We start from the raw sequence: 14,676 nt of genomic DNA, 5'->3' as shown, positions 1-14,676 counted from the left end.
CGCAGCCGAACTCAACGACCGACCCCGCAAGACCCTGGGCGGCATCACCCCCGCCCAAGCCATGGAACGGCTACTATTTGAACCAGAAAAACCCGCCGCCGTTGCAACGACCGCCTGAATCCGCCGATCCCTCAGCGGACAGACTCGGACGTATCTACAGCTGCATGCTGAGGACTGTTCGGACGGGGATGTTCCCGCCTCGGTCATCAGCGACGCGGTGCATTCCGATTTTCTCAGCTACCCGCTCAGAAGCTCGGTTATCAGGATGGATGATCGCTATCAGTTCGGTGGCTTCGACGTGTTCTCGGGCGTAGTCGCGACAAGCAGCGGCTGCTTCTGTCGCGTACCCCTGGCCGTGTAGGTCGGAACGCACGTGGTACCCGACCTCAAGCTTCTGCGCGCCGTTCACCTGCTGCCATGTCAGCCCGCAGTCGCCTATGAACTCTCCGTCATGCGTCTCGACAATCCACAGGCCGTACCCGTGCTCCGCGTAGTTCTCTTGGTTCCAATGAATCCAGCTTGCTGCTTCGTCCTGAGACTTGGGTGCAGGGTAGAAGCGCATCACCTGAGGATCTCCGAGCAACGCGGTCATGCCGTCGAGGTCCGCAGCAGTCATCTCACGAAACTTCAAACGATCAGTCGGTTGTGGCGTTAGCATCCAATGACTCTAGTTCGAGCGCGTGGCTAAGGCCCGCAAGCCGATCGGCTTACGGGCGCTGGTGCGACACCGAACGATCACAGAACGCCGCCACGGAGCGATCAAATCCACACTGCGGGCGGCCACCTTCTCTGGCGGTCAGAAACCGGGGTCGATATCAAAGCTGGTCTTCAAGCCCGGGGGAGCGTTTCTGACTGTCCTTTTGCGGTTTTTCCTTTGCTAACGTCAGACTGCGCTAAAGTGCGGCCGATTGAGATCCGTTGTGCCATTTCCTGACAAACGTCGACGCCGAGTCAGTGGCCTCCATGCAGACGAACGCTTTGCGGGTTCGATGGTGTTCGGAAATGAAATAGTGTTGAAGTCAAAGGCTGGCGTTGGTTTGGGGGGAAATGACAGCATCAATCTCGAACGAAGGACCCCCGTTGGCCCGTAAAATCCATGTCCAGCTGATCGATGACATTTCAGGTGAGGATGCGCAGGAAACCCTCCGGTTTTCCCTTGACGGCGCCGACTACGAAATCGATCTGGCAGCGGAGAGTGCAGCCGGATTCCGCGCGGCATTGGCACCGTTCCTCGCCCACGGCAGGCGCGTCCGCAGCGTCCCAGGGAGCCGGAGTACCAGGGCTGTATCATCCAGCAGGGAAGAAACTCAGCGGATCCGTGAGTGGGCCATGGCCAATGGGTACAGCCCTAATTCCCGCGGGCGCATCAGCCAGGACATCAAAAAAGCCTACGACGACGCACACTAAGCAACCGGGGGGCCGATTGTGTGCGTCAGTCTCGAACGCAGCGGAACCTCATCGGTGGTCTGAACGACCGCTGCGGACACTGCGGTTCCAGACACACCAGCCGCCGCTTCCGGACCCTGACTTCCACCGGTGTCCCGCCGCACTGGACGTCCCGGACACGGTGGACCGGACGGGCCTGGATCCGGGAGGACAGCACCCCGCAGTCAGGGCAGGCCCCTTCCCGCTCGACCGGCTCGACAAGAACCGTCCGGCCAGCACCGGCACGCTCGGCAGAGAGCACAACCTGGCCCTCCAAATCGAACAGAATCGACGCCGCATCGCACGTCTGGGTAATCTGTAACAAGGCTCGTAGTCCGCAGCAATAGATGTCTCGACAACACCTATGCTCGCAGGGCTACGAGCCCCTTCATTTGAAGAACACCACGCTAAAAGTTGATGAGCCATTACGGCGGACTTCGCGCAGCTGGAGCGCGATACGGTGATTGAACGCACGAGGGCCGGACTCGCTGCCGCCGCGGCCAACAACCGCCACGGCGGCAGACCCCGTAAACTCAACGACGCTGCCGCTGTCAGGGCCAGGGAATTCAAAGGCAAAGGCATCGGTGCCTCCGACATCGGCAAGATGCTCGGCGTCTTCCGCGCCACGGTTTACCGATATCTCCTCTAGACCAAGCGGTCGCAGGCCCGAGGCCCCGTGGGACACGCAAAGAGTTGCGGCGCCGAGTCAACAAAACCCGAGGCAGACCCCCGAGCTTTGCTTCGTCGGTTGCCGGAGGACGACAGCCACAGTGTCGGGGGCGTATCGAAAGCCTCCCCGTCGCTACGACCTGCGCTACAGATCCACTGGGCTAGACGCCACGCAGACCGATGCGACCGTGGTCCTCGCGCCATGCGGGCCGACTATGACCATTCCAAACGCTTTTGGACCTCAACCCACCGCCTAAAAGTCTTCGATGCGTATTCCCGACCCGTAAATTCAGGCAATGCAAGCAACACCCAGTTGGCTTCCGTCACAGCATTATCGGCTCGCAACATGCCAACCACTTCATCAATGGAACCCACGTAGGACGGGCCAGTGACTGCCTTACGGCCTTCCAGCTCGCCACGTCGCTCTTGCTCGCCGCGAAGCACGCCGAAATAGTCCTCATCCATTTGGTCTTCGATGATGTGCACGACTCGAGTGACGGCTGCTTGGGCAGGATCTGAGTGTCCGGCCCCAGCCCAGGCCTCGCGGTAGGCCCTAATCTGCAATGCCTGTTGTTCCACGAAAGATGAGCCGTCATCCTGGAGGAGGAGCGTAGATGAGAGCAGCAAGAAGCCGTTCTCTGCTGCACGGACAGCTGACCCTACACTGCCAGATCCCCACCACAGCCTTGATGCCAACTGAGAGGCCGTCGGTTCGATACGAAAATCGCTGTTTGCTTCATCTGCACCTTCCCGAGGAGCAGGAGTCACAGAAGACCTCCCGTCGAGAATCTCTCGCAACTGCATCGCACGCGACCACCCGACTTCAGTAGCTTCGCGGATATCCTCAACGGTGTGAACGCCATAAGCTGCCTGCCCCTGGTGGAATGGCTCGGGGGCACCTCGCGATATACCAAGATGCAGGCGTCCGGGAACGAGCGCCTCCACAGTGGCAGAGTCTTCACCCAGGGAGGTTGGTAATGCATAGCGCATGTCGATGACAGCAGTACCCAGCTCGATCCGCTCGGTCACTGCTCCCATAGCGGCGATAACAGGAAGGGCGCTGGACAGCATCGGCTGAAAGTGGTGCACGCGTAGCCAGGCACCATCGATACCCGCTTGCTCCGCGTCACGAGCCAAAGCAACGAGGTCTTGGATGGTGCTTGCTGCATCCCTAGACCCGTCGCTCTGAACTCCCCAGTGCCCGAACGTGAGGAACCCGATCTTCTTACGACCCTGCATTTGGCCCCCCACCATTCACTCGCTCCACCAGTCGCACCGACTCTAGGTACTCCAACGTGGCACGCACGTCCCCTTTGAGGACATCCAGTGGCGCGTCGTACTCCGCAACCAGAGCATCAGTGACTTGAGCTGCAGTTGCTGCAGAAGCGAGGTGATTCCAGATGCTCACCGCCACCTCATTGACCGCATAGTACGATCCGGAGGCTGGTGAATAGATAACCGCACCGTCGCTCGAGGGGCTACAAACCGCCCCTTGAAATTGAACGTAGTGTCCACTAAATAAATCAGAATAGGTCATGTTAATTTATTCCTCTAGTTGGCGAATCGCATTCAGTCAACGCGCATAGTCTCTACGAATTGCGAAACTTCTACAGTCTCGGATATCGAGTGTTCGCCGGCCTGGATCCAGGCATGCGCAAAAAACGGGTCGGTCCGGAACCCCGCATGCCAGGAAATGTTCCGTCCCAGCGGACGCAAATAGAGAAATAGTGCGAGAGAACGAACGAAGCATGCATCATGTGAAGCGCAACGCGGACTGATGCCGCAAAGGGCGGCGTGTACATGTTCCGCTCGTGACCTCGTGACCGAACGCTCGCCCATCACGTCGACAAGGGCGGCATATCTTCTTAACACCTTGTGCAAAACCGCCGGCTTAATGTGTGATGCAGCACGGGAAGCCATGACCGCGGCACGTAGTCCCACACGCTCGATCGGGCCAGCCGGCTCGGTGCTAAAGGAACTGATTGGAATAGACATTATTAGCTGCAGCTCCCCACTTTGGAATCCATAGCGCGCACCCATTTTTCTGCGTGATAGAGCTCTTCAAGCTCCATGAGTGAGCCAGTTGAGTACATTGATCGAGACATGACAGTACGCAAGGAGTCACCATCAACGACGCCAAGGTCAACGAGATATGAGTTGCCAAGATGACGTCGAACGGTGTCGCGGTTGGCAGCAAAGCTCTCGTAGAGCTCGCTACTCAACTCGCCCTTGTCGGGTCGGTCCCGGATTGCAGCAGGCAACGAATCTCCGACGACCTTCTTAAGGATGTGCTTGTGACCATTGCGAGGACTGAACTCATGTGAATCGAGCGCAAGAACTTGCGTGACGAGTTCAGCATCGAGGAAAGGTGCTTTGAATTGCAGTTTAGAATGACCGAAGTTTCGATTTACGCTGGCAAGAGTCTTAGCCTGTTTCATGATGCTCTCAAAAATCACGTGCTTAAAACGCTCCTCGTGCAGGAAAAATTCTTCACTATTCGCAAAATCAATAATATTTGCGCATAGTTCCGCCCTTAACGATGATGCCAAGTACGACGGAACCTCGAGACCGGGCATCCAGCCAAGGTCGGCGAGGGCGTCGCCGGGGTTCGTTGATGCTTTGTCTACTGATCCCAGGCGTGCCTTGGCTTCGTCGCCCGGACTCAACAGCCTCGTCATGAGCATGCGCGCGTTTGCTCGCAAGGTTCCTGCAGCCGACATCGATCGAAGAAGCGTCCGATAGCGTCTGAGTCCTCCGGCAGCCCCATCGCTCGCTAGCAATGAACCGTACTGCATCGAGAACAGTTCGTCCCCGCCAACTCCGACAAGGTAAAGGTCATGACCACCAGTCGAGGCGAATCTCGATCGTCGCGCGTATCCCTTATCGCCACCAACCCAGGTGGGGATACCCTCATCCAGAGCCGCCGGGGACCCGTGGAAGGTGCTGTCGAAGGCACCCGCAGCAACTCGGCTGTCGCCGAGGGTACATATCGACTGCCCGAGCGCTGCGGCGGCGATTTCGGCATAGTGCTTGTCAAGGTTGTTGTTGTCCGAACTTGCGACATGAGTAGGAACGTACGGCTCGCCCAGCTCAGAGAGGATGGCGCAGATGGACGTTGAGTCCATACCGCCCGACAAGTCAGCCACTACACTCGACGCCCCGTTGATGGAGCGTCGTACAGCCGACCTCAGAACCCGCTGTAGTTCCCCTCCGTGCAGAGTAGTTCGGTCAGCGGATGCGAACTTTGAGGAAGCCGCTGATATCGGCGTAATGTCCCACGAATTGTCACGCCGAAGATAGGCCTTGAATCCAGGTGGCACACGGCGGACCCCTGCCCAAGGGGTCTGTGTTTTGTACCGCTCCGGGATAAATCGCGACATTTCTTCAGCGACACCGCGGGGATCCAGTGATAGCGGAAAGATTTCAGACAGGAAACGAATTGAGTTGGTCAAGACAGAGAGGCCATCTCGATTGCATATGAACCGAGCTTCGCCGGCTAGCAGATCCACCGAGGCGAAGTCCTCGCAATCGAACTGCCTGGCAGCGTACGCACCTGAACTACTAGGTCGTCCGTCACGAATAGAGGAGTGGTTCCACATCTCTAGATGGAGACGACCGCGCCTATCATCCCATGACTCTTTTATATGACGCACCAATGCTCCACCACGGGCAGTGGAAGCGTCGCCCGCCAGAATCGCGGTGTGAATTGAATTAGGCAAGTGCATAACGTGGCCGCACAACCGGAGGCCCTCGTCTAGATACAGACGAAGGCCTCCAGTTAGCTGGGTATTAGATCCAGCCGCAGCTCAGGTTCGGAACTCGGTTGCCGAGACCGTCACGGCTGCAACCCCAAGGAAGGCCCTTCGTGGTCTCCCGCAGAGTGCCAATTTCTTCGACGATCGGGCTGATGTACTGCTTCTTCATTACAAATCTCCTAAGGGTAAAAAGAGGTTCTACAGAATGAAATAGAGTCTGCCGCGTTCAGCGACACCGTCAGCGTAGCATGCCTACTCTGACGCAATTAAATCCACCTCCTCACCCCTAGATTCTGCAGTTTATTCCTGAGGAGGGGCCTCGATTGCCTCTGTTCTTGTGCACCCCGCGAATGAACAATGCCTTCATCCATTGACAAGTGCATCGCGTGAATGAACAAAGCCCTCATCCATGACAAGCACACGGTCGCAAATCGCTGCGACTTCCGAGCTATGAGTCGAGATAAGCACTGTCCGTGTCCCTTTTAGGGACTGGAGAATCCCGATTAGCGCTTCGATGTTGTCGGCGTCCAGGTTCGCAGAGGGTTCGTCAAGGAGGACAATCGGCCGCTGGGAGACGATTGCCCGGGCAATCGCCAAGCGTTGACGCTCTCCTCCTGAGAGCCCCGCCCCGTCTTCGTCGATTACCAACTCCAAACCGTGAGGTCCGTTCGCTGCTAAACGCGCCAGATTCACGCTGGACAACGCTTCACCGACTTCTTCGTCAGTTGCCCCCGGACGGCCAATCTTAAGGTTTTCACGCACCGTGCCGCTGATGATGCCGTGGGCCTGTTCCACGTACGCGACGTGCGACCGCCAGGCGTCCACGGCGAGGTGATCCAGCGCCAGGTGATCAGCACGAATGCACCCGCCGTCCGCCGCAATAAGGCCAGAAAGGAGATCCAGAACGGTCGACTTCCCGGATCCGGAGGGGCCGACCAGGCCAACGATACTTCCACCCTCAAGAACGAAAGTTGCGTCTTTGACGCCGAATCCCGACTGACCATGTTGGTAAGACACATCCTCAACGACGACCGTCGGAGCCGGACGCCCAGATGCTGTGTTGTCTTCTTCGGAGAACTGTCTTCTGGATCCACGGATGGTGCATGGGCCTTCGTCGGCCGGCCGGCTGCGGTCTTCGGATTCATCGAAGATAGCCCTGATCCTGTCCAAAGCACCGCTTGCAACGCTTACGTCACTAACCGCCGACAAGAGCTGACTCATGGGCATCACGGCCAGAAAGAGGTATGCGACGAACGTAACAAGTTCCCCGATGGTCATGGAACCCTCAGCTACCCGGGACCCGCCAACACCGAGTACCACAAGTAGCGATCCCTGAACCGCCAGACCATTAGCCGGCGAAACTAGCGCCTTGACTCTCGCGAGACGAATTCCAGCATGTTTGGAACCTTCCAGTAAGAGCTGCAAAGTTGCCCTGGTTTGTTTCGTGGCATTGTAGATCCGGATCGTCCGAATACCGGAAAGCGCTTTATCTAGCGACGTCGTTACGTCAGCGATAGCCTCCTGGTTCTTTCGGGAGCTGGCCCGGGTAATCCGGAATGCACCCATGACTATCGAAAAAGAAACGATGACGACAACGAGCGTCAGGAGTAGAAGTTGAATATCCACTAGGGACATCGCAACAAGGGCGCCAATCATGAGGAGCGCGTTACCGAGGGAATCAAAGATCCCTCCGGTCAGCGCTGTTCGCAGGGTTGCTGCATCCGGCCCTACCCGTGAGATTACTTGGGACGCAGAGATCCGCCGAAGCGTCTCCAGCGGCATTCTGAGCGCATATTCAACGACACGACTTCTAATCGACCAGACTATCTTTTCTGCCGTCGAATCCACCAGATATTGTTGAACGCTAGCCGTCAACACATTCGCGACGAGCATGACAATCAGTCCAACTAGCAGGGGCCTAGTATCTTGTCCGTCCTCGATTGAGCCTATGAGCTGGTTCAGCAGCGCAGGCTGAATGAGCGCAAGCCCTGACGCCACAACTGACGCAGCGACTGCTAGCGCGATTGCTGCGCGATGCCAGGACATTATGCGACTTAGACTGAGTGGAGATCGATTACCGTGCTCCATAACACCTTTCTCCATCAATGGCGTAATCTCGATTTCCGTTTAGTACCGGTCTTGTTGCTTGGTGATGGTCGGAAAGTTCTTTGCCATTGAGCCACTATGTTTGGAAAAGAGCTTACAGGGAGCTCCGTGTGGATCGAATTTAGCGAACTGTTTTCTAAGTGACTGGGCGAGGGCGCGCACCTTAACCGGGCCGGGTATGTACACAGAGATGTCGCATCTAACTTAAACGTATGTGCAGCATAGGCGATTCGCGTGGAAGGCCCAGACATAACCGCGCTATCGTGTTTTTCGGTAATACCAAAGAGCGATGGCACGCCGCTTCTGCACTGTCGGAAGCCATCTCTCGGGCTCCCGAGCAAGTTGGCTGCTGGCCCGTCGCGACGGGCCGCCCCTGTGGCGAGTTGCTGAAATCCGCTCATGACGTTGTCCCACCGTTGCCCGTGAGACGGCCGGCGGCCGGACACAGAACTGGCCGCCGAGGTGCAGGGTCGGTGGGCTGGTGGGTGCCTAGCAGAGCCCGGAGGATGGTGGTTGTCCCGGATCCGTTACTGTCGAGAAACCCGAAGGATTCCCCGGCGCGGACATCGGAGGAGGGGTCTTTGGTGACCGTCGTGTCCCCGAAGTCCATGCGGAAGTCTTGGATGTGTACAAGCGGCTTCACGGCCGCGTCCCCCAACGTCATCCCCTTACCCTAACCGGCAGCTAACAAATATCTGATGGGTAGTTCCTCGGGCGCGTCCGGGCACCCGCGATGTCACGGAACGCCGTGGCCGTCTCAACCAGGGGGCGGTGCGTTGTGTCCGCAGTCTGGCCGCCGGTTGTGCAGGCCGAGAAAGCCACCGCTGTCCGGGACGACCGGGAAATGCACCGGTCATCCCTGGCCCGGAAAGTGCGCGCCAGCGCCAGCGCCTCCGCGACCGAAGGGGAATTCGTCCGGCGCGCCCGGGACACCGGCATGCTGGTCCGGCCGCGCTACGCGAAGAACACCACCGACGTCATTGTCGGGTACTCCGTAGCCGAACGGCCCAAGCAGGGCGAACGTCCTATCTGGTTCGGCGGCGGCACTCTGGCGTCCGACCTGAAACTTGGTGCTTTGCGTGAAGAGTGGATGGACTCACCGCACCTGGCAACCGCCGAAGCTGCAGCGGAATGGAACGCCGCGGCCCGGAACAGGCGCACGGTCTCCAGGACGGGCCCGGAGAACGCGACACCCCCGGCGGAAATGTGGGTGGAGTACACCCGCAACGCGACCGCACTGGCAGATCAATTGCGGGCCATTCCGCGGGACGATCACGCGACCTGGGCGAAAGCAGCGAGAGAAGTATCCGGTGCGTTCGCGGCCTGGTCCCACCGGCTCGAACCCACCCCCGGCCCGTTGGCGGCCACCGCCGCCGAACTGTTCCGCACAGCGCAGCTGCGCACACCACGGGAGCACAGCAAGCCCGTCGTTCTGCCGTCGATTGCCGGGACCGCCATGTTGTTCATGGCCGCATCGAGCAAGAACAAAACGGCTGCTCAGTCGGCACTGATGCTGCAGCTGGTCAACACCGCCTTTGCTATCCATGAGATGCACCAACAGTCGGGACGAACGAGAGAAGCGCAGCGGCTGCGTGCCGTCGTCACTGATCAGCTGAAGCCGTTCGCTGCGACCATGCCCCGGCCGGTCTCCGTCGGTGCACCCAAAACAGGCAGCGGTAGCGAATTCCGTAGAACTTGGACTCCGCGGCATGGCGCCCATCCGTCCAGGTTCAGCGGTGCCGAGCACACCAACGCCACCCAAAACCCGCCAGCACACCGGCCGTGAATCCGGTCCCGTGCTGGACCGATATAGACCACCAACTGCAAGGGGAGCACGATGAGCGAATCAGACGGAGTGGATGAAGTGCTGGACGGCGGAATGCGGCAGTCCCTCATGATTGCCTCACGCATTGCCGAGACCCTGGCTCGGCGGCGGCATGAATCCCAGCGGCAGCAGGAACACCAGGACGCCCAGGCAGCGCACGAAGCGCAGACCCGCCTCACGGCAGACCGTAGTGCAGCGCACGCGGTGCTGGCACCGGTACATAAGGACCAGTGGTGGGACAAAGCCCAACCCCACGACATCGCAACGGCACACGCCGTCGCCGAAGGCTGGAGGGACCACGACCCCACCGCCCTGGCCGCGTCCGAAAAGATCCGTCAGGAAGTGCTCACGCGCTACGGCATCGACACCCACGACGTCGGCGCGGATGGCGCCTACTTGGAATCAGGGATCCAGACCATCACCACGGAAAAGGCACGTCAGGACGCACTGGACCGCAGCCAGGAAGAAGCACGCACGGCGGCCGCCGAACATGAGAAGGCCATGGGCATGCTCGCGGCTGCCCGTGCCGAAGAACTCCGCGCCCAAGCCGCGACACTGGCCCCGGAAATGGAACGCAATCTAGTACCCGCCGAGTACCTTGCCAACCCGGAGCTCGCCCAGGCCTTGCAGACGGCACACAACGCGAAGACTCCCGCAGCGGTGGCAGCCGCGGATGCCGGCGTGCAGAAACGCCTGTTCCTCATCGGCAAGGACGGCATCAACGGTCCCGACATCGACCAGCTGCGCAAAGAAACCATCGCGAATGTCAACGGCGCCGGCGATTCACACTTTGAGGATCCCGCGTTCGTCCAAGCCGCCAAGGAGATGCACGAAGCCAAACTCCTGGCAGAAGGAGGCTTCACCGGGTCTGAGAGGACGCCCGTGGAACAGCGGTACCAACGAGCCGAAAAGGAACTCTTCGCCCGTATGGAAAGTGTCGGCCGCGAGATCGAAAACCGCGTCACCGGCAACGACAGCCGCCGGTTCAAAGACCAGGGCTTGAAAGCTGAAAGCACGTCAGCAGCCGACTACGGCTCAGCGGAACGCCAGGAAGCTTTCGCCGCATCGCTGGCAACAACCGGAGCCAACGAAATCCAAGTTCGTGGGCGCTCCGCGGCGGAACGCAGCGAGGGTACACACCCCCGCGCAGCCGTCACCATCGGCAAGGGCGCAGCCAAAGCCAAGAAGACCCGGACAGTGGCAGCACTAGGTGCGGAACGAGTCAGGAGCGGTCCCGCTCGTTAGCAGTACAACGAGTCGATGAAGATCCTGCAGCGTTCCCTGGACCACGCCCAACCGCTTGCCGGACAAGCCGTTTTCGTCCTTGATGCCCGAGTCCTTGGTGGTGATGACCGTCAGGTAGCCGTCGGAGAAGTCAACGGTCTCCTTGCGCTTGTCCGTGATGCCGATCGCCGCAACGCCGGCGTCGAACTGACCGTTGGAGACGGCGGCGAGCAGCCCGGAGAAGTCCTGGCCGGTAAAGACGACCTTGTCCACTCCGGCGCGGTGGGCGACGTCCTTGAAGAGTTCGACGTCGAAACCGGTGAAGTTACCCTGGGCGTCGGCGAAGGTGTAGGGCTTGGAGTCACCCAGGCTGGCTACGCGGATGGTGCCGGCTTCAATGAGGCCGTACGGGTTCTCGGCTGGCGAGGACGTAGCTGATGAGGTTCCGCCGCAGGCGGATAGTGCCAGGACCGCGGCAACAGCAGCGGCAATGAGCGCTCCCGGGCGCAATTTGAATGTCTCGTTAGGGGCCGGGGGCACCTGGCACTTATCCAGGACGGCAACGCAGCCCACTCGCGAGGAGGGTTCAATCGAGGTAGGAACTACGTCGGAAGGGCTATGACTTTCTGCTGGCGGATGGGGATGGCTAGTAGGCGACTACGGTGGTGCGACCGGTCTGGTTCGAGAAGCGGTCCGCGTAGCCCTTATCGCGTCGGACTGTGGCCATCGAGACCGAATACGTGGAATCCACGTTGACAGCAGCAGCAGGAGTCACCCGTATCGGAGAAGTCAGCATGAAGCTCATGCTTGGACGACCCGACCAGTGGACCCAGCTCGCACCAGCCATTTTCGACGCCTCTGAGGCAGGCTCAACGATTGCTAAATGGGTAATCAACGCGGCCGCACGCTCCTGGATGACCACGGGGACTCCGCGGCCGGGCCGAACGCTGTGGCAGGTGTCATTATTCCGAAGAGGCTGCCTGAGGCCGTCTTCTGGGCCGATTTGAAGCGCTGGTCAGCGGGCGCGGAGGCTTGCGGCGCTGACTTCGACAGCATGAAGGCCCCTCTCCACGGCGGTGCGGGGCTCCAGGGCGTAGGAGCCGTCGCCGAAGAGCTCAAATGTCAAAGCTCCCTGGTAATCCAGTTCGCTAAGACCGCGCAGGATTTCGTTGAGGTCCAGCGTCCCGTCTCCCCATGCCAGATGGCCACCGGGAGCACCATCTACCAGGTGCACGTGCCGGACCCTGTCACCAAACGCCTGTCCGTAGTCGCTGATGTTGTCCCCGGCTACTGCTGTGGCTACGGTGTCTATCACCACTCCCAGATCGAGTGATCCCACGTCGTGAAGCATGCGGGCCAGTGAGGCAACATCCGTGACCAGATTGGATTCCACCCTCTGCAGCGGTTCGAGCACGCACACCACACCCAGCTCCTCGGCCCGGGCGGTAATGGCCCGCAACCCCGTGACGGACCTTTCCCAGGCCGGCCCCACCGGTTCATCCTCGTAGCCGCGCCCGGCCGTGAGGAACAAAAGCGGCGATTGCAGCTCGCTGCAGATTTCCGCCGCACGCAGGAAAAGCCGTACGCTTTGCTCCCGCAGCCATTCCGCTCCGGAGGCGATGTTGACCGGGTAGGCCACCTGCTCCGGGGTAAGGCAGGCTACGGTCAGCTTCCGCTCCTGCAGCAGCTTCCTCACCTGCTGTAGATGCGCTGCGTCCGTCTCAGGAATGTGCAGGTGCGGTGCGATGCCCCAGAGCTCAATCTTGGTCCTGCCCAGATCGACCATGTCGTCCAGGCAGCGCTCCAGGGTGTGGTGCTGATAGGCGAAGTTTGAGCCGCAGACCTGGTCCGCGCTGATGGTGTACACCGCTACTTTCCGACGCCGTCGGCCAGACCGCGGATGAAGTACCGCTGGCCGGCGAAGAAGAGCACGATGACTGGGAGGGCGGCGATCGCCATGCCGGCGAAAACCACAGGATAATCCGTGCCGTGCTTGGACATGAGATTGGTGAGCCCCACCGGCAGGGTCTGTAGTGCCCCACCACTGGTGAAGACCATCGCGAAAAGGTACTCGTTCCAAGTGAAGAGTATGTTCAGCAGGACCGTCGAGACGATGATCGGACGGCACATCGGCAAGATTATCTGCCAAAAGGCCCGGGCCTTTGACGCTCCGTCCACAGCGGCTGCCTCGTCCACTTCAGCAGGCAGATCCATCATGTAGGCCCGGATCAGGAAGGTGGTGAACGGGACACGGAAGGCGGTGTAGAGGATCAGCAGGGCCCAAAAGCTGTTGTAAAGGCCCATAGCCTGAAACATTTTCACCAACGGAATGAGGGCAACAGTCGGCGCCAGCATCAGTCCGCCGAGAATAAGGATCAGCACGGTGCGGCTGAAGGGGATGTTGACCTTCGTTAATCCGTAGGCCGCCCAGGCACTGACGAACACCGTGGCGATAGTGGATGCTACGGTGACGAGGACGCTGGTTGTTAGATAGTCGCCCACGCCGCGGTTCCAGGCCGTGGCATAGTTTTCCCAGCGCCAGGCGACCGGGAGTGCGAACGGGTTGGCGAACAGTTCGGCGTTGGACTTCACCCCGTTCAGCAGCATCCACAGCAACGGATAGATGACGACGACGGCTAGGGCCAACAGGAATGCCCGGATGAAAACCCGGCCAAGAACGATGAGTATGGACGTGCGCGTTACCATTGGACTCTCCTGCGCTTGGATAACCGGAGCTGAAGCACTGCGAGCACCAGCGTGATGATGAATACGGCGGTGGCAATGGCGGCCGCGTAGCCGAAGTCGTTGCGGACAAATCCACTGCGGTATAGCCACGTACCCAGCACCTGGCTGGAATTGTTCGGGCCGCCGCTTGTCATCACCATGACTTCGTTGAACACCTGGAAAGCCCCGGACACCGTGACGATCATCATGAGGCTGCTCATCTCCCGGACCAGCGGCAAGGAAATGGAAAAGAACCGCCGGAAAGCACCGACGCCGTCTATCGAGGCCGCCTCATACAGTTCAGTGGGGATCCGTTGCAGCGCGACGGCAAAGAGCAAGGTGCAGTAGCCGAAACCCTGCCATTGGCTCATGGCGATTATGCCGAAGATCGCGGTGTTTTCCTGGCCAAGCCACGCCTGGGTGAGGCTGCCGAGACCGAGGAACTCGAGCGCCGCATTCAGGATGCCCATCCGCGGCTCGTAAATGAAATAGAACAGCAGTCCGGCGACTGTGAGTGATATTGCGGAAGGGACAAAGTACACGGCCCGAAGGATCGCGCGCCACCGTTCACTTCGCAGCCCTTCGATCATGGCGGCCAGGAGAAGTGCGCCGAACACTTGGAAAATTATCGAGATGCCGGCATAGAGGGTGTTGTTGAGCAGTGATTTCCAAAAGATGGGGTCATTGAACATCTTGATGTAGTTGTCTGCGCCCACAAAAGTCTGACGTCCGCTGTAGATATCCCACTTGAGCATGCTGAACCCGAGGTTCTGCACGAGTGGCAGGTAAGCGAAGACGCCCAACAGCACGACGGCGGGCAACACCCAGACCAGGTTCCGCCAGCGCTGGTACGGAACCCGTGTCGCCGGCCGGTCCGCCGGGCGCCCGGGTGGTGCCGTCACCGACGGCGCTGCCGCTGGCTTCCGGGCAGTATTGGAAATTGTCATG

The 14,676-nt window shown here is 59.7% G+C and carries 15 protein-coding genes and 3 pseudogenes; 4 read left to right on the top strand and 14 right to left on the bottom strand.

Annotated elements, in window-relative coordinates:
• Positions 1-154: 154 nt before the first annotated feature.
• Entirely contained in the window at positions 155-658 is a 504-nt protein-coding gene (locus tag ABIB51_RS19945; protein ID WP_354191085.1) for a GNAT family N-acetyltransferase, read from the bottom strand.
• 422 nt (positions 659-1,080) lie between these two features.
• Between ABIB51_RS19945 and ABIB51_RS19940 the strand changes: the two genes are divergently transcribed.
• The gene (locus tag ABIB51_RS19940) at positions 1,081-1,407 is read left to right on the top strand and encodes a histone-like nucleoid-structuring protein Lsr2 (protein ID WP_354191084.1); all 327 of its coding nucleotides are present in this window, start codon (positions 1,081-1,083) and stop codon (positions 1,405-1,407) included.
• Positions 1,408-1,432: 25 nt separating this feature from the next.
• Here the strand turns inward: ABIB51_RS19940 and ABIB51_RS19935 are convergent, their stop codons facing one another.
• The gene (locus tag ABIB51_RS19935; protein ID WP_354191091.1) at positions 1,433-1,687 is read right to left on the bottom strand and encodes a transposase family protein; all 255 of its coding nucleotides are present in this window, start codon (positions 1,685-1,687) and stop codon (positions 1,433-1,435) included.
• Positions 1,688-1,885: 198 nt separating this feature from the next.
• Here ABIB51_RS19935 and ABIB51_RS19930 point away from each other — a divergent pair, with 198 nt between their 5' ends.
• Positions 1,886-2,074 (top strand): helix-turn-helix domain-containing protein, encoded by a 189-nt coding sequence (locus ABIB51_RS19930; protein WP_354191083.1) that lies wholly within the window; start codon positions 1,886-1,888, stop codon positions 2,072-2,074.
• 233 nt (positions 2,075-2,307) lie between these two features.
• Here the strand turns inward: ABIB51_RS19930 and ABIB51_RS19925 are convergent, their stop codons facing one another.
• The 7 genes and pseudogenes from ABIB51_RS19925 to ABIB51_RS19895 all read right to left on the bottom strand — a co-directional run.
• A complete protein-coding gene (locus tag ABIB51_RS19925; RefSeq protein WP_354191082.1) occupies positions 2,308-3,333 on the bottom strand; it encodes an LLM class flavin-dependent oxidoreductase in 1,026 nt (341 codons plus the stop codon).
• Positions 3,320-3,631, bottom strand: a complete 312-nt coding sequence (locus ABIB51_RS19920) for a PqqD family protein (protein WP_354191081.1) — start codon at positions 3,629-3,631, stop codon at positions 3,320-3,322. Before ABIB51_RS19920 ends, ABIB51_RS19925 begins: the two co-directional genes overlap by 14 nt.
• 32 nt (positions 3,632-3,663) lie before the next feature.
• Positions 3,664-4,089, bottom strand: coding sequence for a lasso peptide biosynthesis B2 protein (locus tag ABIB51_RS19915; protein ID WP_354191080.1), 426 nt, complete (start codon positions 4,087-4,089; stop codon positions 3,664-3,666).
• Positions 4,090-4,091: 2 nt separating this feature from the next.
• Entirely contained in the window at positions 4,092-5,474 is a 1,383-nt protein-coding gene (locus ABIB51_RS19910; RefSeq protein ID WP_354191090.1) for an asparagine synthase-related protein, read from the bottom strand.
• A 409-nt stretch (positions 5,475-5,883) separates the two neighbouring features.
• Positions 5,884-6,018 (bottom strand): lasso RiPP family leader peptide-containing protein, encoded by a 135-nt coding sequence (locus ABIB51_RS19905; protein ID WP_354191079.1) that lies wholly within the window; start codon positions 6,016-6,018, stop codon positions 5,884-5,886.
• 194 nt (positions 6,019-6,212) lie between these two features.
• Positions 6,213-7,895 carry an ABC transporter ATP-binding protein gene (locus ABIB51_RS19900; protein WP_354191078.1) on the bottom strand — a complete coding sequence of 561 codons (1,683 nt, stop codon included), beginning with the start codon at positions 7,893-7,895 and terminating at the stop codon, positions 6,213-6,215.
• A gap of 532 nt (positions 7,896-8,427) precedes the next feature.
• Positions 8,428-8,619 (bottom strand): annotated as a pseudogene (locus ABIB51_RS19895) (ABC transporter ATP-binding protein); the annotation flags it as partial.
• A gap of 141 nt (positions 8,620-8,760) precedes the next feature.
• Between ABIB51_RS19895 and ABIB51_RS19890 the strand changes: the two are divergent.
• Together ABIB51_RS19890 and ABIB51_RS19885 are read left to right on the top strand one after the other, a co-directional pair.
• A pseudogene (locus tag ABIB51_RS19890) lies at positions 8,761-9,796 on the top strand (relaxase/mobilization nuclease domain-containing protein); the annotation flags it as partial.
• Entirely contained in the window at positions 9,793-11,025 is a 1,233-nt protein-coding gene (locus ABIB51_RS19885; protein ID WP_354191076.1) for a hypothetical protein, read from the top strand. The pseudogene ABIB51_RS19890 and the gene ABIB51_RS19885, both read left to right, overlap by 4 nt.
• A gap of 15 nt (positions 11,026-11,040) precedes the next feature.
• Here ABIB51_RS19885 and ABIB51_RS19880 read toward each other — a convergent pair.
• The 5 genes and pseudogenes from ABIB51_RS19880 to ABIB51_RS19860 all read right to left on the bottom strand — a co-directional run.
• Positions 11,041-11,514, bottom strand: a pseudogene (locus ABIB51_RS19880) (ABC transporter substrate-binding protein); the annotation flags it as partial.
• Positions 11,515-11,650: 136 nt separating this feature from the next.
• Positions 11,651-11,800: a hypothetical protein gene (locus tag ABIB51_RS19875; RefSeq protein WP_354191075.1), complete on the bottom strand. Its 150-nt coding sequence runs from the start codon at positions 11,798-11,800 to the stop codon at positions 11,651-11,653.
• Between the two features lie 219 nt (positions 11,801-12,019).
• Complete coding sequence (locus ABIB51_RS19870) at positions 12,020-12,871, bottom strand: sugar phosphate isomerase/epimerase family protein (protein WP_354191074.1); 852 nt, start codon at positions 12,869-12,871, stop codon at positions 12,020-12,022.
• 2 nt (positions 12,872-12,873) lie between these two features.
• Positions 12,874-13,710 (bottom strand): carbohydrate ABC transporter permease, encoded by an 837-nt coding sequence (locus tag ABIB51_RS19865; RefSeq protein ID WP_354191073.1) that lies wholly within the window; start codon positions 13,708-13,710, stop codon positions 12,874-12,876.
• Entirely contained in the window at positions 13,704-14,675 is a 972-nt protein-coding gene (locus tag ABIB51_RS19860; RefSeq protein WP_354191072.1) for a carbohydrate ABC transporter permease, read from the bottom strand. Before ABIB51_RS19860 ends, ABIB51_RS19865 begins: the two co-directional genes overlap by 7 nt.
• Between the last annotated feature and the right edge of the window lies 1 nt (position 14,676).

Source organism: Arthrobacter sp. UYCu712 (assembly GCF_040547005.1).
Lineage (GTDB): Bacteria > Actinomycetota > Actinomycetes > Actinomycetales > Micrococcaceae > Arthrobacter.
Note: the sequence above shows the minus strand (reverse complement) of the source record. Positions and strands in the feature narration are given on the sequence as shown.

Coding starts and splice junctions, on each gene's coding strand:
- ABIB51_RS19875 (WP_354191075.1), bottom strand. CDS start 11,800: ATGCTGACTTCTCCGATACGGGTGACTCCTGCTGCTGCTGTCAACGTG.
- ABIB51_RS19860 (WP_354191072.1), bottom strand. CDS start 14,675: ATGACAATTTCCAATACTGCCCGGAAGCCAGCGGCAGCGCCGTCGGTG.
- ABIB51_RS19925 (WP_354191082.1), bottom strand. CDS start 3,333: ATGCAGGGTCGTAAGAAGATCGGGTTCCTCACGTTCGGGCACTGGGGA.
- ABIB51_RS19945 (WP_354191085.1), bottom strand. CDS start 658: ATGCTAACGCCACAACCGACTGATCGTTTGAAGTTTCGTGAGATGACT.
- ABIB51_RS19905 (WP_354191079.1), bottom strand. CDS start 6,018: ATGAAGAAGCAGTACATCAGCCCGATCGTCGAAGAAATTGGCACTCTG.
- ABIB51_RS19910 (WP_354191090.1), bottom strand. CDS start 5,474: ATGTCGCGATTTATCCCGGAGCGGTACAAAACACAGACCCCTTGGGCA.
- ABIB51_RS19920 (WP_354191081.1), bottom strand. CDS start 3,631: ATGACCTATTCTGATTTATTTAGTGGACACTACGTTCAATTTCAAGGG.
- ABIB51_RS19900 (WP_354191078.1), bottom strand. CDS start 7,895: ATGTCCTGGCATCGCGCAGCAATCGCGCTAGCAGTCGCTGCGTCAGTT.
- ABIB51_RS19885 (WP_354191076.1), top strand. CDS start 9,793: ATGAGCGAATCAGACGGAGTGGATGAAGTGCTGGACGGCGGAATGCGG.
- ABIB51_RS19915 (WP_354191080.1), bottom strand. CDS start 4,089: ATGTCTATTCCAATCAGTTCCTTTAGCACCGAGCCGGCTGGCCCGATC.
- ABIB51_RS19865 (WP_354191073.1), bottom strand. CDS start 13,710: ATGGTAACGCGCACGTCCATACTCATCGTTCTTGGCCGGGTTTTCATC.